This is a genomic window from Staphylococcus sp. mip270_02, assembly GCF_054031535.1.
This window is the reverse complement of the sequence record NZ_CM132934.1, coordinates 1273544-1297106: the sequence shown is the minus strand read 5'-3', so window position 1 is coordinate 1297106 and position 23563 is coordinate 1273544. Positions and strand designations below refer to the sequence as shown.

Annotated in this window: 28 protein-coding genes and 1 riboswitch; of the genes, 4 read left to right on the top strand and 24 right to left on the bottom strand. The window is 33.0% G+C overall.

Going from position 1 to position 23563, the window contains the following annotated elements; all coding sequences use genetic code 11:
• Nucleotides 1–96: 96 nt before the first annotated feature.
• Nucleotides 97–1452 carry a UDP-N-acetylmuramoyl-tripeptide--D-alanyl-D-alanine ligase gene (locus tag ACW5YJ_RS05930; protein ID WP_457338577.1) on the bottom strand — a complete coding sequence of 452 codons (1356 nt, stop codon included), beginning with the start codon at nucleotides 1450–1452 and terminating at the stop codon, nucleotides 97–99.
• 12 nt (nucleotides 1453–1464) lie between these two features.
• Complete coding sequence (locus tag ACW5YJ_RS05925) at nucleotides 1465–2535, bottom strand: D-alanine--D-alanine ligase (RefSeq protein WP_017722113.1); 1071 nt, start codon at nucleotides 2533–2535, stop codon at nucleotides 1465–1467.
• Nucleotides 2536–2786: 251 nt separating this feature from the next.
• Between ACW5YJ_RS05925 and ACW5YJ_RS05920 the strand changes: the two genes are divergently transcribed.
• Nucleotides 2787–3992: an FtsW/RodA/SpoVE family cell cycle protein gene (locus ACW5YJ_RS05920; RefSeq protein WP_017722112.1), complete on the top strand. Its 1206-nt coding sequence runs from the start codon at nucleotides 2787–2789 to the stop codon at nucleotides 3990–3992.
• 373 nt (nucleotides 3993–4365) lie between these two features.
• Here the strand turns inward: ACW5YJ_RS05920 and ACW5YJ_RS05915 are convergent, their stop codons facing one another.
• From ACW5YJ_RS05915 to csoR, 3 genes are all read right to left on the bottom strand, one after another.
• Nucleotides 4366–4506, bottom strand: coding sequence for an Lmo0850 family protein (locus ACW5YJ_RS05915; protein WP_017722111.1), 141 nt, complete (start codon nucleotides 4504–4506; stop codon nucleotides 4366–4368).
• A gap of 216 nt (nucleotides 4507–4722) precedes the next feature.
• Nucleotides 4723–4926, bottom strand: a complete 204-nt coding sequence (csoZ, locus tag ACW5YJ_RS05910; RefSeq protein ID WP_017722110.1) for a putative copper chaperone CsoZ — start codon at nucleotides 4924–4926, stop codon at nucleotides 4723–4725.
• 14 nt (nucleotides 4927–4940) lie between these two features.
• Nucleotides 4941–5234, bottom strand: a complete 294-nt coding sequence (gene csoR, locus ACW5YJ_RS05905) for a copper-sensing transcriptional repressor CsoR (RefSeq protein ID WP_039834258.1) — start codon at nucleotides 5232–5234, stop codon at nucleotides 4941–4943.
• A gap of 142 nt (nucleotides 5235–5376) precedes the next feature.
• On the opposite strand from csoR, the gene cls reads away from it, so the two are divergent.
• Together cls and ACW5YJ_RS05895 are read left to right on the top strand one after the other, a co-directional pair.
• Nucleotides 5377–6861, top strand: a complete 1485-nt coding sequence (gene cls, locus ACW5YJ_RS05900) for a cardiolipin synthase (protein WP_457338576.1) — start codon at nucleotides 5377–5379, stop codon at nucleotides 6859–6861.
• 104 nt (nucleotides 6862–6965) lie between these two features.
• The gene (locus tag ACW5YJ_RS05895) at nucleotides 6966–7613 is read left to right on the top strand and encodes an HD domain-containing protein (RefSeq protein WP_107551576.1); all 648 of its coding nucleotides are present in this window, start codon (nucleotides 6966–6968) and stop codon (nucleotides 7611–7613) included.
• A 101-nt stretch (nucleotides 7614–7714) separates the two neighbouring features.
• Here ACW5YJ_RS05895 and yidC read toward each other — a convergent pair whose 3' ends face one another.
• From yidC to ACW5YJ_RS05860, 7 genes are all read right to left on the bottom strand, one after another.
• Complete coding sequence (gene yidC, locus ACW5YJ_RS05890; RefSeq protein ID WP_017722106.1) at nucleotides 7715–8584, bottom strand: membrane protein insertase YidC; 870 nt, start codon at nucleotides 8582–8584, stop codon at nucleotides 7715–7717.
• An 87-nt stretch (nucleotides 8585–8671) separates the two neighbouring features.
• Entirely contained in the window at nucleotides 8672–9310 is a 639-nt protein-coding gene (thiE, locus tag ACW5YJ_RS05885) for a thiamine phosphate synthase (protein WP_017722105.1), read from the bottom strand.
• 2 nt (nucleotides 9311–9312) lie between these two features.
• Nucleotides 9313–10101: a hydroxyethylthiazole kinase gene (gene thiM / locus ACW5YJ_RS05880; protein WP_017722104.1), complete on the bottom strand. Its 789-nt coding sequence runs from the start codon at nucleotides 10099–10101 to the stop codon at nucleotides 9313–9315.
• The gene (thiD, locus tag ACW5YJ_RS05875; RefSeq protein ID WP_017722103.1) at nucleotides 10094–10915 is read right to left on the bottom strand and encodes a bifunctional hydroxymethylpyrimidine kinase/phosphomethylpyrimidine kinase; all 822 of its coding nucleotides are present in this window, start codon (nucleotides 10913–10915) and stop codon (nucleotides 10094–10096) included. Before thiD ends, thiM begins: the two co-directional genes overlap by 8 nt.
• 1 nt (nucleotide 10916) lies before the next feature.
• Complete coding sequence (gene tenA / locus ACW5YJ_RS05870) at nucleotides 10917–11597, bottom strand: thiaminase II (protein ID WP_017722102.1); 681 nt, start codon at nucleotides 11595–11597, stop codon at nucleotides 10917–10919.
• A gap of 75 nt (nucleotides 11598–11672) precedes the next feature.
• Nucleotides 11673–11771, bottom strand: a riboswitch (TPP riboswitch).
• A 263-nt stretch (nucleotides 11772–12034) separates the two neighbouring features.
• The gene (locus ACW5YJ_RS05865) at nucleotides 12035–12724 is read right to left on the bottom strand and encodes a transglycosylase family protein (RefSeq protein ID WP_017722101.1); all 690 of its coding nucleotides are present in this window, start codon (nucleotides 12722–12724) and stop codon (nucleotides 12035–12037) included.
• Between the two features lie 421 nt (nucleotides 12725–13145).
• Nucleotides 13146–13565, bottom strand: a complete 420-nt coding sequence (locus tag ACW5YJ_RS05860; protein ID WP_017722100.1) for a single-stranded DNA-binding protein — start codon at nucleotides 13563–13565, stop codon at nucleotides 13146–13148.
• A gap of 190 nt (nucleotides 13566–13755) precedes the next feature.
• Between ACW5YJ_RS05860 and ACW5YJ_RS05855 the strand changes: the two genes are divergently transcribed.
• A complete protein-coding gene (locus ACW5YJ_RS05855; RefSeq protein ID WP_017722099.1) occupies nucleotides 13756–14196 on the top strand; it encodes a YwpF-like family protein in 441 nt (146 codons plus the stop codon).
• A gap of 49 nt (nucleotides 14197–14245) precedes the next feature.
• On the opposite strand, the gene fabZ is transcribed toward ACW5YJ_RS05855, so the two are convergent.
• The 12 genes from fabZ to ACW5YJ_RS05795 all read right to left on the bottom strand — a co-directional run bounded on the left by fabZ (nucleotide 14246) and on the right by ACW5YJ_RS05795 (nucleotide 23498).
• Nucleotides 14246–14683: a 3-hydroxyacyl-ACP dehydratase FabZ gene (gene fabZ, locus ACW5YJ_RS05850; RefSeq protein WP_017722098.1), complete on the bottom strand. Its 438-nt coding sequence runs from the start codon at nucleotides 14681–14683 to the stop codon at nucleotides 14246–14248.
• A 57-nt stretch (nucleotides 14684–14740) separates the two neighbouring features.
• The gene (gene murA / locus ACW5YJ_RS05845) at nucleotides 14741–16006 is read right to left on the bottom strand and encodes a UDP-N-acetylglucosamine 1-carboxyvinyltransferase (protein WP_017722097.1); all 1266 of its coding nucleotides are present in this window, start codon (nucleotides 16004–16006) and stop codon (nucleotides 14741–14743) included.
• A 107-nt stretch (nucleotides 16007–16113) separates the two neighbouring features.
• Nucleotides 16114–16347 (bottom strand): DUF1146 family protein, encoded by a 234-nt coding sequence (locus tag ACW5YJ_RS05840; RefSeq protein WP_017722096.1) that lies wholly within the window; start codon nucleotides 16345–16347, stop codon nucleotides 16114–16116.
• Between the two features lie 354 nt (nucleotides 16348–16701).
• Nucleotides 16702–17106 (bottom strand): F0F1 ATP synthase subunit epsilon, encoded by a 405-nt coding sequence (locus ACW5YJ_RS05835; RefSeq protein WP_017722095.1) that lies wholly within the window; start codon nucleotides 17104–17106, stop codon nucleotides 16702–16704.
• Between the two features lie 19 nt (nucleotides 17107–17125).
• Entirely contained in the window at nucleotides 17126–18538 is a 1413-nt protein-coding gene (gene atpD, locus ACW5YJ_RS05830) for a F0F1 ATP synthase subunit beta (protein ID WP_017722094.1), read from the bottom strand.
• A 21-nt stretch (nucleotides 18539–18559) separates the two neighbouring features.
• Nucleotides 18560–19426, bottom strand: a complete 867-nt coding sequence (gene atpG / locus ACW5YJ_RS05825) for an ATP synthase F1 subunit gamma (protein WP_017722093.1) — start codon at nucleotides 19424–19426, stop codon at nucleotides 18560–18562.
• 31 nt (nucleotides 19427–19457) lie between these two features.
• Nucleotides 19458–20969 carry a F0F1 ATP synthase subunit alpha gene (gene atpA, locus ACW5YJ_RS05820; RefSeq protein WP_107530642.1) on the bottom strand — a complete coding sequence of 504 codons (1512 nt, stop codon included), beginning with the start codon at nucleotides 20967–20969 and terminating at the stop codon, nucleotides 19458–19460.
• A gap of 20 nt (nucleotides 20970–20989) precedes the next feature.
• Nucleotides 20990–21529, bottom strand: coding sequence for a F0F1 ATP synthase subunit delta (locus ACW5YJ_RS05815; protein WP_119603883.1), 540 nt, complete (start codon nucleotides 21527–21529; stop codon nucleotides 20990–20992).
• Nucleotides 21529–22056 carry a F0F1 ATP synthase subunit B gene (locus ACW5YJ_RS05810; protein WP_017722090.1) on the bottom strand — a complete coding sequence of 176 codons (528 nt, stop codon included), beginning with the start codon at nucleotides 22054–22056 and terminating at the stop codon, nucleotides 21529–21531. Before ACW5YJ_RS05810 ends, ACW5YJ_RS05815 begins: the two co-directional genes overlap by 1 nt.
• Nucleotides 22057–22153: 97 nt before the next feature.
• A complete protein-coding gene (atpE, locus tag ACW5YJ_RS05805) occupies nucleotides 22154–22360 on the bottom strand; it encodes a F0F1 ATP synthase subunit C (RefSeq protein ID WP_017722089.1) in 207 nt (68 codons plus the stop codon).
• A gap of 36 nt (nucleotides 22361–22396) precedes the next feature.
• Nucleotides 22397–23119 (bottom strand): F0F1 ATP synthase subunit A, encoded by a 723-nt coding sequence (gene atpB / locus ACW5YJ_RS05800; protein WP_017722088.1) that lies wholly within the window; start codon nucleotides 23117–23119, stop codon nucleotides 22397–22399.
• A 28-nt stretch (nucleotides 23120–23147) separates the two neighbouring features.
• The gene (locus tag ACW5YJ_RS05795) at nucleotides 23148–23498 is read right to left on the bottom strand and encodes an ATP synthase subunit I (protein WP_080619628.1); all 351 of its coding nucleotides are present in this window, start codon (nucleotides 23496–23498) and stop codon (nucleotides 23148–23150) included.
• Between the last annotated feature and the right edge of the window lie 65 nt (nucleotides 23499–23563).

Sequence of the window (23563 nt, the reverse complement as noted above, 5' to 3'; positions counted from 1 at the left end):
GGCCTAATGTATTTAGATATGTCTCATATATGATAATGAACTTTTAATAATATGATTAACTTTCATAATTACAACTACTATTTAATATTAATTAGCTTAAATTAATGATTCAACGACTTCTTCTAATTTCATGCCTCTTGAACCTTTTACTAAAACTTTGTCTTCTGGTTGTACATATGTTTTTATAGTTTCAATCAACTTTTGCTTATTCTCAAAATGCTCCATATGATTTACATACTGATTACCTACGTTACTTATATATTGTGACTCCTCACCAAATGTAAATAATGTATCTATGTCTTTACCATTTAAATATTCTCCAACTTGTTCATGCATGATTCGACTGTTAGGGCCTAACTCCAATACATCACCTAATACTAGTATTTTTCTACCATTCATCACTGCTAAAGTATCTATAGCCGCTTTCATACTAGTAGGACTTGCATTATAAGCGTCATTGATTACTAATGAATTATCTGAAGTGTGATATTGCTGCATTCTCATACCAGTCAATTGAACTTCACGTAAATTATTAAAAATTGTATCATAACTCAAATTCATCCTCTTGCCTACTGCAATTGCAATCGTAGCATTTTTCATATTATGTTCACCTAATATTGGAAGCTCAAATCGCTCTTCTTCGTTAACGGTAAATGAAATACCATCATTATTAATAGACTCAATTTGACTCACAAGTGAATTAGTTGAATGTTTACCTATGCTAATTAAATCTATATTAGATAATTGATTTATATAAGGTTTTAATAACGGTTCATCACCATCATAGATAAACAAACCGCCTGGTTTTAGACCTAGTGTAATTTCAGCTTTAGCTTTCGCAATACCTTCTCTAGAACCTAAATCTTGCATATGTGACTCACCAATATTAGTAATTACAGCAATATCAGGTTCTGCTAAATTTGATAAAAATTCAATTTCATGAAAACCTGACATACCCATTTCAAGAATTGATATTTCAGTATCTATATCCAATTCTAAAATTGTTAATGGCATACCAATTTCATTATTATAATTGCCTTGTGTCTTCTTAACTTTAAATTGTGGTTTTAATAGACTTTCAATCATATCTTTAGTAGTAGTTTTACCATTTGATCCTGTAACTGCAATAACTTGAGGATTCACAAACTCTAAATAAGCTTTTGCAAGTTGTTGTAGCGCTGTTAATGTATCTTCTACCCATATAATCGGGCCTTCAACATTTTCATCTAAAAGCGTATCTTTTTGATAAAATGAAGCACCTGCACCATCTCTTAATGCTTGTGCTACATATTGATGCCCATCAACGTGTTCGCCTTTAAACGGAATAAATAAATTTTGGCTTTTAATATCGCGTGAATCAATAGAAACACCTTGTATACCTTGATCCATATATTCATTGTCAATTTCACAAGGAATCCATTCTTGAATTTGTTCTAATGTTACCTCAATCATAATTTATCCGCCTCAATCAATTTTGTATTTATTTTGTTTTTTATCATTGTGTTTTTCCTTAGCTAATTCAATTAATTTTTTAATTAAATCTGCATAAGATACACCCATATTCTCCCATAGACTAGGATACATACTAAACGCAGTAAATCCTGGCATAGCATTAGTCTCATTTATAAAAATTTGATTATCTTCAGTAACAAAGAAATCGGCACGTAATAAGCCAGAACAATCAGTTGCTTTAAATGCTTCGACAGCCATATTTCTTAAAGTCATTTGAACTTCTTCATCTAAATCAGCTGGAATTTCTAATCTAATCTTTCCATCTTTATATTTTGATTTGTAATCATAGAACGCAACGTCTTTAACGACTTCTCCAGGCCAAGTAGTTTCAGGATAATCATTACCCAATACAGCAACTTCAATTTCTCTAGCATCAATACCTTGTTCAATAACTAACTTACGGTCAAACTGAAATGCTTCTTCAATACCAACTTTTAATTCTTCTTCATTATTACATTTACTAATCCCTACACTGGATCCTAAGTTAGCTGGTTTAACAAACACTGGATATTCTAATTTATCATGTACCAATTTTAAGATATTACCTTCATATTTATGATACTCGCTTCTTAAAAAACTCACATATGGCAATTGAGGTAAGCCTCTGTGTGCAAAAAGTTGTTTCATTACTAATTTATCCATTGAGCTTGAGGCAGCTAAAACGCCATTCCCTACATACGGTATATCCAATACTTCAAACAAACCTTGGATTGTACCATCCTCACCATTTGGCCCATGTAATACAGGGAAAACTGCACTATAAGGATTTCCAGTACTACCTACGTTAAGCAACTGGGAAATTTCCCCCGCTTCAACTTCTGTTAAACGCAAAGTGTCTATATCATTTATAGTGTCTACGATATTTTCTTTCTTTTTCCACGCACCATCATTTGTTATGTAAATAATGTCTACTTGATATTGCGCTTTATCAATAGCGTTCAAAACATTCTGTGCTGTTAATATTGAAACATCGTGTTCTGCACTTTTTCCTCCGTATACGATACATACATTTTCTTTAGCCATATTTTAGCCTCCATATACAATTCTTAAACTACATCATATCACGATTTAATAATTTTTTGCATTTGTTTAGTAGTATTAAAAGCATTTATTTTCCAAAGATATCTCCAGTGTATTTTTAAAGTTTTGCAGTATTATAATAATTATAATTTTCTAAATAAAGCACCCTCATTCTAGCAAAATATGCTAAAGTTCGGTAAAATCTATATATAATACAAATCTAGAGAAATCTAAGTAGTTTAAAGGGGTAAGAAATGAGAATTTCACGTCAATTAAAAAATAACCATTGGATACGGCGGATTGATTGGGTTTTAATAGGTATCCTCGTATTATTAGCAATAATTAGTGTCACGATTATTAATTCAGCTATGGGCGGCGGCCAATACAGTGCCAACTTTAGCATACGACAGATTTTATATTACGTGTTGGGTGGTTTAATCGCATGTTTAATAATGCTCGTATCACCTAAGAAATTAATAAAATATACATACTTGTTATATTTTTTACTTTGTGCAGCCTTGTTTATACTCATTATTATTCCGGAAACACCTATCACGCCTATTATTAATGGAGCTAAAAGTTGGTATAAATTAGGGCCAATTAGTGTACAACCTTCAGAATTTATGAAAATTGTACTCATACTAGCACTTGCAAAATTAGTTTCTAGGCATAATCAATTTACCTTTAACAAATCATTAGAAACTGATTTTAAACTATTATTAAAAATTGCAGGCATTTCAGTTATCCCAATGGGCCTTATATTATTACAAAATGATTTAGGGACTATGTTGGTACTTTGTGCAATTATAGTAGGAGTTATTGTCGTAAGTGGTATCTCTTGGAAGATATTAGCGCCTGTATTTATTGCAGGAATCGTCTTAGCATCAAGCATTATTCTTTCAATCATTTACAAGCCTTCACTAATTGAAAATAGTTTTGGTATCAAGACTTATCAAATGGGGCGTATTAATTCTTGGCTTGACCCTTACACATATAGTAGTGGTGATGGTTATCATTTAACTGAATCACTTAAAGCCATTGGTTCAGGACAACTATTTGGTAAAGGCTTTAATCATGGCGAAGTTTATATTCCAGAAAATCATACAGACTTTATATTTTCCGTTATCGGTGAAGAATTTGGATTTATTGGTTCTGTTATTTTAATATTAGTTTTCTTAGCCTTTATATTCCATTTAGTTAGGCTTGCTACGAAATTCGAATTACCCTTCAGTAAATTATTTATTATTGGGTATGCAACTCTTGTTTTATTCCATGTATTACAAAACATTGGCATGACTATTCAGTTATTACCAATAACAGGTATTCCATTACCGTTTATCAGTTACGGTGGTAGTTCGTTATGGAGTTTAATGTGCGGAATCGGTGTTATATTATCGTTTACTTATCATCAACCAAAACAATATTCAACGACAAAATCATTAACTAGATCAAAGAATTAGGTTTCATTAATGTTGTCGCCATACAATGATATGTAATTATATAAATTAAAAATTATAGCGAACAGAACGGCGAGGTAGATTACTATTAGAAAATTGTTTGTATGAAGTAATGGTCATTTAATACTTCCCTAAGTAATGCTCACGTGTTAACTACTACAAATTATCAATTTACTCAACTACCTTACCGTATAGATGACAATTAGCGCTAAACAATATTGAGCCCCTAAAAGTTGGACAAAAATCTAACTTCTAGGGGCGCCTTTATAATTAAATATTATAAATATCAATTATTATAGGTACTTTTGTTTTATATAGTGAAAAATAAAAAAGCGACTAGAACCATTGGCTCCAATCACTTCATTGGGTAACTTGACTATTTCAATTCGTTAGCGGTTTTCACAGTAGTTGGTAGAGTGTGCATAACTTCTAATCGTGATTTGGTTTTCTTTATGTTTACCCCTAATGATGATAATAGTTTAACTACGTTTTGAATTTTTTCGTTATCTTTATTCATATCATCACCCCTATATCTCTAGCTTCTACTATATCTTACCCTTTTTGAATGAAAAATACCACATTATATTAAAATTTTTTTAATCACTTCAAAAAAATTGTAATTTTAATTGTATAATTCCATTTAAATTTTAGTTTTATATCGTTATTTTACATTTTATAACTATGCTGTAGGTATTTAAACTCAAATTGTAATATAATTCACTTCATAAGTTTATTAGAATATTTGATATCCTAAATCGTAAATTTCTTTCTCTAAATTATTTAAACTCGCAGGTGTTTCAAAATTAATAAGTATTTCTCCTTTATCACTGTCTATAGCAACATTGTGTACACCTATAACATTCATTAATTGTTGTTTTATTTGATATTGTTGTTGTTCTGAATTAATACTTGAGACGTGAATAACTTTTGATTGCATTTTTGTCACCCTATCTAATCCTTCATTAATTTTTGAAAAGTTACTAACAGTTCTTCCATCGCTTCCTCTTGTTGACCTTTTTCCACTTTATCCATGATGCAACTTTTCATATGATGGTCTAACAATTTAGTTGCTACACTATTTAGTGCAGAACGTGTCGCTCTAATTTGAGTAAGTACGTCATCACAATAAACATCTTCATCTATCATGCGATTGATCGCTCGTACTTGCCCTTCGATTCTATTTAGTCTCGATTTCAAATTTGATTTTATTTGGTCTGAATGATGCGCTTTTTGCATTTCTGTCACTTTCTCAACACCTCCTACATATATCATCAATATAGTATACCCCTTATAGGTATTAGTCAAGTGATAAAACAGTATGAACATGTTACAATAATTAAGACTTTCGCTAGTTAAAAATTAATTAATTGTATTTTGGAGGTTTAATATGATAGAAATATTTTCAATGTCACTCAATTATACCAATGTAGTGATTAACATTATTTTGATTACTGCATTTATATTAAACCTTATCTTTGCGTTTACAATTATATTTATGGAACGAAGATCAGCTGGTTCGGTATGGGCTTGGCTCTTAGTCCTTGTGTTAATACCCATCTTAGGTTTTATTATTTACCTATTTATTGGAAGACAAATCCAGCGCGATCACATCTTCTCATTGGATGAAGATGATAAAATCGGTATTGAAATGATTGTAAGTGAACAACTAGAAGCCTTAAAAAATGATGATTTTTCTAAAGGCAATCATCAAATAGTGAAGTTTAAAGATATGGTTCAAATGTTGTTATATAATAATGCTGCTTTCTTAACAACAGACAATGAAATCAAAATTTTTACTGATGGCAAAGAAAAATTTGATTCTCTTCTTAAAGATATAGATGAAGCAACTGACTATATCCATATTCAATACTATATTTTTAGAAATGATTCGCTTGGAGAACTTATCCTGAACGCACTCGAGCAAAAGCTTGAACAAGGTGTTGAAGTTAAAATGCTTTATGATGATATGGGTTCTAGAGGTCTTTCACTGAAAGATTTTAAATCTTTCAGAAAAAATGGTGGCCAAGTAGAAGCGTTCTTCCCTTCTAAATTACCACTTATCAACCTTAGAATGAATAATCGAAACCATAGAAAGATTGTTATTATTGATGGCCACATTGGCTATGTGGGCGGTTTTAACGTGGGTGAAGAATATTTAGGCAAGAAGAAAAAATTTGGTTATTGGAGAGACACACACTTACGTATTGTTGGTGATGCTGTCAACGCCTTACAGTTACGTTTCATGCTAGATTGGAACTCGCAAGCTACACGTGATAATCTCAAATATGCTGACCGCTATTTCCCAGATGTAGATTCAGGAGGTACCATAGGTGTACAAATAGCATCTAGCGGCCCAGATGAAGCCTGGGAACAAATTAAATATGGTTACTTAAAAATGATTGCTTCAGCAAAACAATCTATCCATATTCAATCTCCTTACTTTATTCCAGATCAATCATTTTTAGACGCAATAAAAATTGCAGCACTTGGTGGTGTTGATGTAAGTATTATGATTCCAAATAAACCTGATCACCCATTTGTATATTGGGCGACATACAATAACGTTGCTTCTTTATTAGATGCAGGTGTAAATATATTCCATTATAATAATGGATTCTTACATTCAAAAACATTAGTGATTGATGATGAAGTTGCAAGTGTAGGTACTACTAATATGGACCATCGGAGCTTTACGTTGAACTTTGAAATAAATGCCTTTATTTATGATACGCATATAGCTAAAGAATTAAGATTTGCTTTTGAAAAGGATTTAGAAGTATCTTATAGATTAACTAAAGAAATTTACGAACAGCGGAGTTTATGGATTAAATTTAAAGAAGGCATTTCTAGATTATTATCTCCAATATTATAGTATGCTTTAAGGTCTAAGATAACGTTTATGAGCTAAACTACTTAGACCTTTATTTTAAAAGTAACATTTATTCATCAATATACAACTTTAGAGGTGATTTTATTTTGAATCATACAGACATACTTAATCAAGCAACTGAGTATATGACTCAGTTTCATAAACATGATGCGACAGGGCATGACGTTGCTCACGTTAATCGTGTAGTTAAAATGGCGACATACATCTCAGAACAGGAACAAGTAGGTGATTTGTTAACAATCCAACTAGCAAGCTTGTTACATGACACCATTGATACAAAACTTACAAATACTCACAAATCATTACAAAACTTGGAAGATTTTCTAACAAACTTACAATTAGCTCCCGAACAGCTACAACATATCTTATACATTATTGAACATATCAGTTATAAAAATGGCCAAAATAACCATGTAACATTATCTATTGAAGGCCAAATTGTACGGGATGCTGACAGGTTAGACGCAATTGGTGCTATTGGTATTGCTAGGACTTTTCAATTTTCTGGTCATTTTAAAGAACCTATGTGGTTAGAACATGATACTAAGAATATTAACGAAGTCCATGCGTCTTTTTATAGCGAATGGTCGCCCTCTGCCATTAAACATTTTTATGAAAAATTATTTAAACTTAAAGATTTAATGCACACAGCAACTGCAAAACAAATCGCACAACAACGTCATAAATACATGCAACAATTTGTTGAACAATTTTTTAATGAATGGTATTACTAGTTGTATCATCAACTTTAAATAATTGAAAAGAATCCCGAGCTGAGTTAATTATCAGTTCGGGATTCTTTTTATATCTATAATTTTAATTTTTGGTGCTTATTTTATTTCCTTTTGTTCTTCTTAGATACTACTTGTGTATTTTTACCTTTAGCAGTTGATTCTGCTTTATTTTTCTCCATTGCTTCAATCATTGGTGCCACTTCTTTTTTAGCAAGTTTTGAATAATACATATTCGCTACTTGTGTTTGTACGATCAAGAATGCCGCACTGACTGACCAATATAAACCTAACGCAGATGCAGAACTCAATGAAATCCACACAATCATTATAGGTGAAATGACCATCATCATATAACCCATTTGACGTTGTTCATTTGGCATACTCTTACTTGAAACGTATGCTTGTAAGAAGTATAAAATACCTGCAATAATTGTAATCCAAATATCTGGTTTTGCTAAATTAAACCATAAGAAGTTAGGGTGTTCAGTGAAACCACCGCTCGAAGGGTATTTTAATACGAAGAATAATCCCATAATAATCGGCATTTGGATTAAGATTGGTAAACAACCTAGCATGCTCTTCATAGGGTTCATATCATATTTTTTATAAACTTCCATCATTTCTTGGTTTGCTGCCATCTTCTCTTCTTGCGTACGTGAACGTTTAACTTTTTCTTGAATAGCGTCAATATCTGGTTTTGCAACCTTCATTTTCTCACGCATCATGTGACTGTTTTTATAGTTTGATAACATGAATGGCAATAATACTACACGAATTGCCAATACAAGTACTATGATTGCTAAACCATAGTCGTTATTAAAACTAGTTCCTAACCAATGTATAACTTTATCCATTGGCTCTACGAACGTATTATAGAAAAATCCATCTCTATTTCCAGGTTTTGAATAGTCACAGCCTGCCAAAAAGACCATTACACCTAATAATAAAGGGAGTAGCGCTTTCTTCTTCATTTTTCCACCTCTAATGATATATTCACATAGAATTTATTTTATCATATTAGGAGGGAAGTAGAAAACAAAAAAAGAAATTTTTATACTTTAATCAACATTTTGTAAAAATTGTCTCACTGTCTTACTTATATTATCACTTTTACTAATTGCGGAAATGATTGATACTCCATCTGCTCCAGCTCGAATTATTTCTTTGGTATTATCAACGGTAATTCCACCTATTGCAACGATTGGAAAACCCTCAATATAACTTCTTAACTTAGGTATCATTTCAGGACCTACTGGTAAGTTTGCGTCCTTTTTAGAATTAGTAGCATACATGGGGCCAACACCGATATAATCAACATAAGTTAAATCAGATTGCTGGTATTCATTAACATCACTAATGCTTAAACCAATAATTTTATTTTTAAATTTTTGTGCAAACTCCGTAACTTTCATATCATTTTGCCCTACATGAATTCCATCAGCGTTTATATTTTCAGCTAATGTTACATCATCATTTACAATAAAAGGTACATTATAAAAGTGACATAGTTCTAATAATTGTCGTGCCATTTCAACTTTATCATTCCCAGTTAAAGAGCCATCACCCTTTTCTCTGTATTGAAACATAGTAATGCCTGACTCTAAGGCTACTTTTACAACTTCTTTTATCGATTTTGATTCAGGTATGTCTTGTGTGCCGCATATAAAATAAACTTTCAAACTAGTTTTATCGAACATCACTACACCTCTTGTCTATTACTCAATTTTAAATAGTCATCGTATTTAATATGATAAAGTGCATTTAGTAATTCAATCATAAATGACCCAGGTCCGTCATTTTTTGAATTTTGTTCAGCATGTTCTGAAGCTATATTATAAATTGAAATAGCTTCTATCAACATTTCCGTAGTCACTTTTTTATCTTTATTTAAAAAACTAGCTATAACTGCACCCAATAGACATCCTGCACCTGTTACTTTTGCAAGTAATGGTGACCCATTAGATAATTTATAAATTTTATTGTCATAAACCACAATATCTGTTTCTCCTGTAATAGCTATCGCTGTATCAAATTGATTATATGCATTTTTAGCAATAGTAATCGCATCCAAATCTTGGTCACTATCTGTCCCTTTCATTGTTGTGTCAGCATCTATCAATGCTAATACTTCTGATGCATTACCTTTGATTACGGCAACATCAATTTCTTTCAAGAATGTCGCGCAAAAATCTTTTCTATATTGAGACGCTCCTACCGCTACAGGATCAAAAACAACGGGCGTCCCTATTTGATTTGCCGTTTTAGCAATCTTTAAAATATCTACTTCTCTTGATTTCGTCAATGTACCAATATTTATTAGTAGTGCATTTGCATAAGTAAGCATATCAACCGCTTCTTCCGGTGCTTCGCTCATAGCTGGACTTGCACCTAAACTTAATAAGCCATTGGCTGTAAAATTCTTCACAACATCATTCGTATAACAAATAACTAACGGATTATTTTCTCTTAATAGATTCAAGCTACTCATCATCTAAACCTACTTTCTTCATATATGCAAAATGGTTTACCGGCCCTCTACCCTGACCAATTTCAGGTGTGTATTTTATACTTAACGAAATAAAGGCTTTGGCTTTTTTTACTGCTTCATAAATTGATTTACCTTTGGCTAGTTCCGCTGTGATTACCGCTGAAAATGTACATCCTGTACCATGTGTATGTTTCGTTTCATAACGTGGCTCTTCAAAGGTATAAACATTATCCTTGGTGAATAAGTAGTCTTTAGCTCTATCTAAATCTTCTGCATGCCCACCTTTGATCACAACGCCTTTACTACCAATTTCATTTATAAAAATTTTACCGGCTTTATAAATAGACGCTTCATCCTCTATCGTCAATCCAGTGATTTCTTCTGCTTCAGGTAAATTTGGCGTTGCGACTGTAGCTAAAGGTAATAAAATATTTTGCAAATCCTTTTTAGCATCATCGTCCATCAATGAATCTCCACTTTTTGCTAGCATAACTGGATCTATAACATATGGTATATCAGGATACGTTACTAAATACTCTTGAATAACTTTCATCATATCTTTTGATGCAATCATCCCTGTTTTAATTGCATGTGGTAACTCATCATCAAAAACACTGCTAAGTTGTTCAGATAACCATTGTGTTTCTAAATTGTGTATATGTTGTACGCCTTTCGTATTTTGAGCTACAATACTCGTTATAGTGGCCATCCCGTACACGCCACAAGCATGAAAAGATTTTAAATCTGCCATTACACCGGCACCACCAGTTGGGTCAGTACCTGCAATGGTTAAAGCAATTTTTGGTTTTTTCATTCTATTCCCCTCCATATAACCAATCTTCTTCAATATATGACATATTAAAGAAATTACGTTCATGAATTGTACTTTGTAAAAAACACATTTTTATTTCATGCTTTTCATCCACAGTACATGCTTCAGTTAATTTATTCAATAATTTATCAAATACATCAACCAATTCATCCATTTCAGTGCTATAAAAATCGAACCATTTTGCTAATATCGAATCTCTATTTAATTGATTATCTTCTAATGCACGTTGAGCAATAGCTTGATAAACATAAGGACAAGGTGCCATAGCAGCAATCGTATATGCTGCATTTTCCTTTGCATACGCATTAAAATACATATGCTTAATGTAATGGTCACCACTTGGTGGCCATACTTTTTCACTTACAATATCATCATAATTTTCTCCAACATATTCAGCTAATATTTCATGTGCTGCCACTTCACCATCAACAATAAACTGAATTTGTTCCACTAAAAATTTCACGTCTTCTAATTTATTCATTTTTGGAATAAGCAATGCATATATATTAGCAAATTCCTTTAGATACGATGCGTCGGCACGTAAATAAAATTTTGTTGCCTCAATAGGTAAATTACCGTTCAACATTTCTTGAATAAATGGATCATTATAAATATCATCTATAATATTTTGTGATTCTTTCTTTAACGTTTCTGAAAATAACAAATGATTTCCTCCTATAAATAAAAACTACATTCCAACTAGGAACGTAGTTAATTAATAGAAAGGTATAGCAATTTAACTATAATTAAACTACTTTCCTACGTTGGTATTAACCAAATCAGGTTGTAAGGGTCTGATGTAAATCATCTCAGCCAAAAGGCTCCCCTAGTAGATTTTTATATATTATATTTATCTAAAACATATCAAAGTATACCACCTATTGCAATAAAACAGTTTATATAAAACGAAGGTGTAAAATTATATTAAGTTAAAATGATTTCATTAGATTAATTACTCCCCTAGAAATATGACTATTTTATAAATCATATTAATCTTTAACTTTATACACTCTACTAGCGTGTTTTCTATACGCTAAAAAGCCCTCGACATATAGTTATGTCGAGGGCTTTAATAAGATACTTTATTTGGGTACTGTTAAATTATGCAGTTACCCATTGTGAAGCGCCAACTTCATCATATAGTTTTTGCGCTGCAGCGTCTTGTACTGCTTCTGGTGCATTAGCAGCTGGTTGACCTTGATATTGAGCTGGTGCTACTGAATCCCATGTGCTTTGTAAGAATTGGAACTTACCTGAAGCACCTGATGATGGGTTTGTAGCATGAATATCGCCACCTGATTCACGTTGTGCAATTTGTTGTAAGTGTGCATTCACACCTGATGAACCTTCTGAAGCTTCATTTGAACTAGAAGAAGATTGTGAAGTTGCTTCTTGTTGTGGTTGTTGTGTTGTTTCTTCTTGAGGTGCTGCTTCTTGTGTTGGTTGCTCTGTAGCAGTTTGAGCTGGTTGAGCTTGCTCTTCTTGTGCATTATTATCTGTAGTTTGTTCTACTGACGTGTTTGATTCTTCGCTTGAACCTTCTCCGTAGCTCCAGCTAAAGTTTTCACCGTCTGAAGAAAAATTAAAATTTGTATTATTATATGTGAAATTAATGTCATATGCACCTTCTTGAACTGGTGCTTCGTTTAATGATTCTGGATTAGTTAGTGCTTGTTGCGCTAATTGAGCTTTGTCTACACCTTGTTCAGCAGCGTCAGCTGAATTTCCTGCTGCAAATCCTGTTACTCCAAGTCCTACTGCTAAAGTTGATGCGATTACTGTTTTTTTCATTGTAAAAAAGTCCTCCTATAAGGTAAATAAGTTATTTATGATTAATTTGCAAGTACAACTATAACATTCATAAAACTATAGTAGGTTACAGAGAAATGAAAAAACCTGTAGTTTTTTTACGATTAAATTACATATAAATATATTTTGAAATTAATTTTTTTCTACTTAAATACTACTGTGAAAGTTTTCCAGAATATTTCATCGTTATATAGTATGTAATGTAATTGTAATTTATCTGATTATTCTGGATGATTAATGCCTATATTTCTTTCCTATTTCTCAAAACTCTTTATATTTAAAAAGCTACCCCTCTTTTTTACTTATATTAAGAGGAATAGCCTGAAGAAGTATAATTGATAGTAGGATTTAATGTATATAGATTTGGGTGGGTTAATTTTGAGGTAGGTTTAAATTGGGAGTATTATACAATTTCGTATATTTCATTATCTTGTAGACTTTTTTCTTTAGTTGAATTACAAACTTGCTCTATAGGGAATATTTCATGAAATTCACTAATTTCATCTTTATTTCTCGGAGACATAAATTTAATCGTTTCGATAAAAAGTTCTGATACAAAATGCATCTGCCCTTCTTTTTCATATTTTCTTGATTGCATTTGACCAGTAATTCCCACAAGTGATCCTTTATTTAAATATAGTTCGATATTATTAGCTATTTTACCAACTGCCTTACAATATAGATAATCACAAATGGTATTTTGGTCCTTATCTCTATAATTTCTTGTTATCGCTACACACATTGTAGCTAATTTATTCCCCTCCTTCTCATAAATTTTAGGGTCTTTGGTTAATCTCCCTACTATGACAATGTTGTTAATCATATGTCACCTCCTTTATAACTTTATACTAATCATTTTCAAATCACAGGTCAAAATGCATTAATACTAGAATTTAAAAGTGAATTCACACTAAATTCTACAAAATTCACCTCTACTATTTAAAATTACGTTATAATGATTGTATAAATGAAATAATTGTAGAATTTAAATTTATTAAATGGATGTGAGGACGATGAAATCATTTAAAGCTGTTCGATTTCAAATCGTATCAGAAAGTGGTGGTGTCACTGAATACGAATTAGAAGATGGAGTTATAATCAATAAAGAAAATAGTGGTACTGGCTGGTTATTAGAAATTGTTATTTCAGACTTTCATTATGAAACTATGAAAACGTATATGGAAGATGAAACGTTATTAGATATACGTGTGGTTATTACACGGCCTGCAAATGATCCGGCACTTTTTGATGCAACTATAAAAAATATCAGTAAACTTGAACATTCTATCTCTGTCGTTTTTGAATGTCATATTTATACACTTAGACAAGTTTATGCAGAAAGCTTATTAGAACAATTAATTGATGAAGGATTAACTGGCGAAGAACTAAAAAAATCATTTAATCGAATGATGCAATCGAAACCACGTCTAAAAGATGAAAAAATAGAAAAATAGAAAAGCCTCAAGGTTGGTGTATGATACACCTAAACCTTGAGGCTTTTATTTATTTAGCTTGAATGGCAAACGTTAATTCACAACTACAAGCCAATTGACCATCTACTGTAGCCTTGGCATTACCTTTACCAATTGGTCCACGCATTTTAGTAATTTCAACTTCTAGTTTTAATGTATCGCCAGGAGTTACTTGTTTCTTAAATCTACATTTATCTATACCTGCAAATAGTGCTAGCTTTCCTTTATTTTCTTCACTATTTAAGATAGCTACTGCACCTGTTTGTGCCAGTGCTTCTGTTATCAATACACCAGGCATAACAGCGTAATCAGGGAAATGGCCTTGGAAAAAGGGTTCATTACCAGAAACTTGTTTAATTGCGACGCAGCGTTCACCTGCTTCATATTCAACCACACGATCGATTAATAAAAAAGGTTGTCTATGTGGTATAATTTCTTTTATTTCATTGTAATCAAAAATTGTTTCCATCGTTTTCTTCCTCCAAATCTTCTTTCGTTGCAATTCATAAATTATTGTAGCAAGATTTTAATTGTCTATACGTCTAATATCTGCACCTAATGCGTTTAACTTACCATGCAAATCAACATAACCTCTATCTAAATGTTTTAATTCAGTAACTTGGGTTTTGCCATCTGCTACTAAACCAGCTAAAATCAATGCAGCTGCGGCACGTAAATCTGTTGCTTTGACTTGTGCTCCTTGTAGCTGACTTTTACCTTCTATTTTAGCGCTTCTACCTTCAACTGTGATTTTAGCATTCATGCGCTTAAATTCGCCTACATGCATAAATCTATTTTCAAATACTGTTTCAGTAACCACTTTATGGCCTTCGGCTGTTAGTAATAAAGCCATCATTTGAGATTGCATATCAGTAGGAAAACCAGGATGAGGTAATGTTTTGATATCTACTGGTTTTAGTTCATCTTCAACTGTCACTCGAATCGCGTCATCTTGATAATCTAAATTGACACCCATTTCCTCTAATTTATATACTAAGCTAGTCATATGCTCTTTAATCGCACCATTAACTAAAACGTCACCACGAGTAATTGCACCAGCAATTAACAATGTACCGGCTTCAATTCTATCAGGAATAATCGCATGTTCAACACCATGTAACTCATCTACGCCGTGTATAATAATTGTGTCTGTTCCTGCTCCAGTAACATTTCCTCCCATTTCATTTATGTAATTAGCTAGATCAACGATTTCAGGTTCACGAGCAACATTTTCTAATACTGTTTTACCATCTGCTAAAGATGCTGCCATGATTATATTTTGTGTAGCACCTACACTTGGAAAATCTAAATGGATTGTTGTTCCTTTTAAACCATTTTCAGTACTAGCATAAATAAAACCGCCATCCATATGAATATCTGCGCCTAATTCTTGGAAACCTTTAATATGTTGTTCAATAGGTCTAGAACCAATCGCACACCCACCTGGTAAGGCAACTTTTGCATGACCTAAACGTGCCAATAAAGGACCCATAACAAGAATACTTGCTCTCATTTTACTCACATATTCGTATGGTGCTTCTTCATTTAGTTGCTTTGTTGCATCGACTGTAACAGATTCTTCTTCTTTATTATAAGAAACGTCTGCGTTTAACGTTGAAATAACATTATTAATTGTTTCTACATCACTTAATGCTGGCACATTCATAAGTTTGCTAACACCTTTTGATGCTAATAGTGAAGCAGTTAATACTGGTAATACAGCATTTTTTGCACCTGAAACTTTGACTTCACCAGTTAATCTATTTCCACCGTTGATTTCTATCATATCCATCTTAAATCCTCCACTTAACTACTTATATATTTCGTTTTAAATTTTTAACTATTAAGTACTTCTTATTAATTATATCTATAATTCAAAAAAATATACAAGCATTTGAATTATTGTGCCAAATATTTTATTTGTGTTGAAAATTGTAGTAAATCCACAATAAAATTACTTACAGCAGTACCTAATAAAATCGCTAAGAAAATCATGCAAATTTGAACTTGCATAGGGAAGCCTTTTTTAAAAAACTGCTCTAACCTTACTGCGTTTAGTGCCCAATAAGCAATACAAATACAAATAACATGTAAGATGAGATGTACAATCGAAAATTGTCCTAAATATTCCATAAGTCATGCTCCTCGCTTTACACTGTCCATTTATTTTACATGAAAAATGGACGAAATGATACTTTTAGAACTGCACTATTTAAGGTATTCTCACTGCTTATATGGTACCTTTTCCCCGTTTCAAATGCATTATTCATATTCTTTCCGAAGAAAGATAACTCATAAATCGCATAGCTCATTGTAACTATTATGTAAAAACAATATTGTCAATCAATGATTGTAAAGTAAATAGTGATGACTATTTGTATAGTAAAATACAGCGTTTCACTAACAACATAAAAAAACTGTCGATAAAGCCAGTGACTTTATCAACAGTTTTAAGACATTTCTACTTAAGAAACTTTAACGCATAATTTATTGTAAATTAGCAACACGAATCCGGTTATTCGCACGATCTAAAGCACGTTTAGCTCTATTAATATCGCTACTATCTTCTTCATTATTCAAATGAGATTCTGCTCTAGATTTTGCTAATTCTGCTCTAGCAACATCTATTTCTTTCGCAGGTTCTGCAGTTTGTACAATAATTGATAATTTATCTTGTCTTACTTCAACAAAACCTTCACTCACTGCAATATATTCTGAACCACCGTCAAAATTTATTTTGACATAGCCAATTTCAAGTGCTGCAACAGTTGGAATATGTCCATACATGACACCAATCTCACCTGCAGTAGTTTGTAACACTGCAAGATTAACATCTTCTCGGTCGTAAACAGAACCATTAGGAGTGACAATATTTAGGCTTAATGTGTTCATTATCCATACCTCCTAATTTTTAAACTTCAACACCCATATCTTTAGCTTTGGCAACTACTTCTTCCATACTACCTACAAGACGGAATGCATCTTCTGGGATATGGTCATATTCACCATCTAAAATTGCTTTGAAGCCTTCTACAGTTTTTTGAACAGGTACATATGATCCTTTTTGACCAGTAAATTGTTCAGCTACGTGGAAGTTTTGTGATAAGAAGAACTGAATACGACGTGCACGTTCAACTGTTTGTTTATCTTCTTCAGATAATTCATCCATACCTAAAATAGCAATGATATCTTGTAATTCTCTATATTTTTGTAATGTAGATTGTACATCACGCGCTATTTCATAATGATCTTGCCCAACAATTGTTGGATCAAGTGCTCTTGATGTAGATGCTAATGGATCAACTGCTGGATAAATACCCATCTCAGTTAATTTACGTTCTAAGTTTGTTGTGGCATCTAAGTGAGCAAATACTGCAGCTGGCGCTGGGTCAGTATAGTCATCGGCTGGTACGAATACTGCTTGAATAGAAGTAACCGAACCTTTAGTAGTTGATGTGATACGTTCTTGTAATTGTCCCATTTCAGTAGCAAGTGTTGGTTGATAACCAACTGCTGAAGGCATACGGCCTAACAACGCTGATACTTCTGAACCAGCTTGTGTAAATCTGAAAATGTTATCAATAAATAGTAAAACATCTTGGCCTTGTTCATCACGGAAATGTTCTGCCATTGTTAAACCAGATAATGCAACACGCATACGCGCACCAGGGGGCTCGTTCATTTGACCAAACACCATGGCAGTTTTCTTAATAACACCACTATCGCTCATTTCATAGTATAAGTCATTACCTTCACGTGTACGTTCACCTACACCAGCAAATACTGAAATACCACCATGTTCTTGAGCAATATTGTTAATTAATTCTTGAATTAATACTGTTTTACCTACTCCAGCTCCACCAAATAAACCGATTTTACCACCTTTAATATAAGGTGCAAGTAAATCAATTACTTTGATACCTGTCTCTAAAATTTCAACTTTTGTTGATAATTGGTCAAAAGCAGGTGATTCTCTATGAATCGGATCACGTTTAACGGAGCTTTCAAGTTTATCATCTAAATCAATTGTATCACCTAAAACGTTAAACACACGCCCAAGTGTAGCATCACCAACTGGTACGCTAATACTGCTACCACTATCTCGAACTTCTGTACCACGTTTAACACCATCAGTTGAATCCATTGCAATCGTACGAACTACATCGTCGCCTAATTGTAATGCGACTTCTAATGTAAGAGAAACAGTACCTTCGTCTCTTTCTACATCAAGTACTAAGGCGTTGTTAATCTCTGGAACTTCATTGTGCTCAAAACGAACATCAATTACTGGACCCATAACTTGTGTTACACGGCCTAATCCCATGTTTTTTTCCTCCTTTAATAATTATTCAAGCGCTACTGAACCACCAACGATTTCAGTAATTTGTTGAGTTATCGCTGCTTGTCTTGCTCTGTTATATTGTATTGATAAGTCATCAATAATATCTGACGCATTATCTGACGCATTTTTCATTGCAGTCATACGTGTAGCATGTTCACTTGCTTTTGCATCTAAAATTGTTCCATATATTAAACTTTCTACATATTGAGGTAAAATAACGCTTAATATAGCTTCTTTGTCTGGTTCAAACTCATATGAAGACATTTGACCATGTCCTAAACTAGAATCTTCAGGAGACAATGGAAGCACGGTTTTAGTTGAAGGCGTATTTTCTAATACACTAACGAAATGACTAAAATAAATTTTAACCTCATCAACAACTTCTTCGCTATACAAATCAATCGCTTTTTTAGCAATCGCTTGTACTTCTTTAAACGAAGGTTGATCTGGTACATCTATCAGCGATTCATGAATTTCATATCCCTTATTTTTAAGAAAATCCACACCTGTTTGTCCTAAGACTAAGATTGAGTATTCATCCTTACTAGCATGTTTACTCTCTATATCTTTCACTAGGTGTTTGAGTACATTTGCGTTATATGCACCTGCAAGGCCTTTATCACTAGTAATCACTAAGTAGCCGCTTTTCTTCACTTCACGTTGTTGTAACATTGGATGATGTGAATTTTTATCAGCACCAGCTACTGCAGTAATAGCATCTTGCATTTTTTCCATATAAGGTCTGAATTGTTTTGTATTACTTTCAGCACGACGCAATTTTGAACTTGATACCATGTTCATTGCTTTCGTAATCTGTTTCATTTTTTTGGTTGATTTTATACGTGTATCAATCTCTTTAAGAGACCCCATTATCTCACCACCTTTTATTTAACTTTAACTATTACGCTTCTGACTTACTGAAACTTTTTTTAAATTCATTAATTGCAGATTCAAACGCGTCATCTTTAGGAAGCGCACCTGAAGTTCTGATTTCATTTAATAATTCAGTCGCATTAGATTTAGCCCATTGATTTAACTCGTCTTCGAAACGTGTAATATCTTCAACAGGGATATCGTCTAAATAACCTTTAGTTAAAGCATAAATAATTAAAACTTGGTTTTCTACAGGTAGTGGTTTATTTTTATCTTGTTTCAAGATTTCAACCGTACGTTTACCACGCTCTAATTTTTGAGCAGTGAATTCATCTAAATCAGAACCAAATTGAGCGAATGACTCTAATTCACGATAAGACGCTAAATCTAAACGTAATGTACCGGCAACTTTTTTCATCGCTTTAATTTGAGCTGAACCACCAACACGTGATACGGATTGTCCTGCGTTAATTGCAGGTCTAACACCAGAGAAGAATAAATCTGATTGTAAGAAGATTTGCCCGTCAGTAATTGAGATTACGTTTGTTGGAACGTATGCTGCAATATCACCAGCTTGTGTTTCGATAATTGGTAAAGCAGTAATTGAGCCTCCACCTAAATCATCATTTAATTTCGCAGCTCTCTCAAGTAATCTACTGTGTAAGTAGAATACATCACCTGGATAAGCTTCACGGCCTGGCGGTCTACGTAATAATAATGATAATTCACGATAAGCAGCAGCTTGTTTCGTTAAGTCATCATAAACGATTAATACATCTTTACCAGCAAACATGAATTCCTCAGCCATAGCAACACCAGCATATGGCGCTATGTAAAGCATTGGAGCCGGATCTGCTGCTGATGCAGATACGATGATTGTATAATCTAATGCGCCTTCTTGACGTAATTTTTCAACATTGGCACGAACTGTTGAATCTTTTTGTCCAATTGCGACATAAATACAGATTGTATCTTGATCAGCTTGGTTTAAAATTGTATCGATTGCTACTGTTGTTTTACCAGTTTGACGGTCACCGATAATCAATTCACGTTGCCCACGACCAATTGGTACAAGCGCATCAATGGCTTTAATACCTGTTTGTAGTGGTTCATCAACGGATTTACGATCCATTACACCAGTTGCTTTCTTCTCTACAGGGCGTGTTTTAGTAGTATTGATTGGTCCTTGCCCATCAATAGCTTGTCCTAATGGATTAACCACACGGCCGATTAATTCATCACCTACAGGTACTTCCATAATACGTCCAGTACGTTTTACTTCGTCCCCTTCTTTGATATCAGCGTATGGCCCTAAAATAACGACACCTACATTTGATTCTTCTAAGTTTTGTGCTAAGCCTAGAACGCCACTTTTGAATTCTATTAGCTCACCAGCCATAACATCATTTAATCCATGGATTAAAGCGATGCCATCACCAATTTGTAGAACTGTACCTACATCAGTAACTGCCATTTCCGACTCATAATTTTCTATTTGTGAGCGAAGTAATGCACTGATTTCTTCAGCTTTAATGGCCATCTATGTCACTCCTTTTATTTTTATTTCACTCTAGTAAATTGTTTTTCTAATTGTGCAAGATCATTTTTCAAACTTGCGTCCATAACTTTAGTACCTACTTTTACTCTGATACCACCGATAAGTTCTGGATTAATTTTATTAGTAATCATTGTTTTAGAAAGTTTTGTACGAGCTTTTATAATTTCTTCTATACGTGATACTTCTTCTTCAGAGAGTTCATATACTGATTCGATAACAGCATAATCTTGATTGTGAAGTTCATTGTATAAAGTTTCAAATTCTGTGTATATTTCATGAATATATCCAAGATGACGATTACTAGCTAATATCATCAACATATTTTGCATATACTGGTTGGCATGGCCAAAAACAATATTCACAAAACGGTGACGTTGGTCAACATCTTTTTGTGGATCTCTATCCAATTCATGTAACTTCTTTATTTCAGAATGAACTGCTTTATCAATAGTTGAAAATTCTTCATACATTGCGTCAAGGATGTCTGCATCTTTAGCAGTATCAAATAATGCCTTGGCATATTTTTTTGCTATTTTAGCCATTACTTATCACCTGCCTCTTTAATGTACTTTTCAACTAATGCTTTTTGGTCTTTTTCTGAAATTTCTTTTTGAAGTACTTTCGATGCGATTAATACTGAAAGCTCAGAAACTTGATTATTGATATCTGCAATTGCACGTTCTTTCTCACTATTAATTTCATTTTGTGCTGTTTCAATCATACCATTTGCTCTGATATTCGCTTCATGTATAATTTCTTCATGTTGTTTACGTGCTTGAATTTTAGAGTCTTCTAAAATCCTTTGAACCTCATCTTGCGTTTCTTTTAGTGTTTGTTTATTTTGTTCTTCTAACTTTTGTGCATTTAGCTTAGCTTGTTCAGCATCATCAATATCTTTATTAATATCACGTTCACGTTTATCCATTACTTCTTTTAATGGACCCCATGCAAATTTTTTCAATAATAGTAATAAGATACCGAAAGTTATACAGGTAACTATAATAGTTCCCCATTGCACACCGCTTGCTCCAGCTGCACCAAGTACGAACATATTTGTCGTAGCAGTCACTTACATAGACACTCCTTTCATTCATTATCATCATAAGACATATTTATAAAAACGAACGGCGAAAGTCACAGTGACTTCGCCTGAATAGCTGTTTGAATTATAGTGACATGAAAGCGATAACTACACCAATGATAGGTAATGCTTCAACTAAACCAATACCAATGAACATAATACCCATTAATTGTCCGCGTGCTTCTGGTTGACGTGCTACACCTTCTACTGTTCTTGAAACGATAAGACCGTTACCGATACCTGCACCTAATGCTGATAAGCCGATTGCGATTGCTGCTGCGATTGTATTCATTTATAAAATCCTCCTAATTTTTTCTTTTAATTTTATTTAATGACTGTCCTGAACTTTATGGGACATATAAACCATTGAAAGCATTACAAAAATGTATGCTTGAATTGTACCTATGAATATTGAAAAACCTTGCCAAACTACGAGTCCAGGTAATCCAATTATCCATCCCCACGCAGGGAAACTAAATACTAAACCTGACAATAATCCAAGTAATAACTCACCTGCAAATATATTACCGTACAAACGTAAACCAAGAGTTAACGTTGAAGTGAATTCTTCAAAAATGTTTATCGGTAATAAGAAGATAGGTTTTGTATAGTTTTGGAAATAGCCTTTAGTACCTGTCATCTTAACACCATAATAATGTGTCAATAGGATGACTAATGTTGATAGTGTTAAAGTTACGGTGGCATCTGCTGTCGGTGATTTCCACCACAGTGTATGACCTGAAATTAATTGAAATGGTAGCCCTAGCATATTACTTACAAATATAAAAAATATTAATGTAACAGCTAAGAAATGGAATTGACCGCCTTTGGACCAAGCCATGTTACTTTCAATAATTCCTCGTACAAAGTCAAAAACCCACTCGATAAAATTTTGCTTACCAGTCGGACGTTTCTTGAGGTTGCGTGTACAAATAATAGCTATGACAAAAACAATAACCGATGTAATAATCAACATCAAAATTGATGATAGGTTAAACACGATGTCTATACCGAATACATCCCAACTGACAAGAGGGTCTTTATGCTTCATGCTTTCTCACCTCTTTCATATATTAAATTTATTTCTTGTGTATAAATGGTTTGAAAACAATCAAAACATACGAAATCATTAAACCAATGACTACACCAATAATACTAATTTGCTCCTTATAAAAATACCAAATACAACACGAAAGTATCACTATTAAATATCTCCAAACGTTGCCCGTTGATATATGTATATTGTCTTTCTCTTTTGCTTTCTCTAAATAATATTCGAAAGTAAAGGTGTTAATAAGTGATCCGAGCGTACCTATTATAAGTCCCAAAACAAATGGTGAGTATGTGAAAATAAACACAATTAATAACACAATTATACCATAAAAATAGTATTTAACGTACCTATTAAAAAAGATGTTGAAACGTTTCATGACTGTGCCTCACTTCGTCTTTTTCGTTCAATTATGAAAACCATTTCAATCATACAATTTTAATA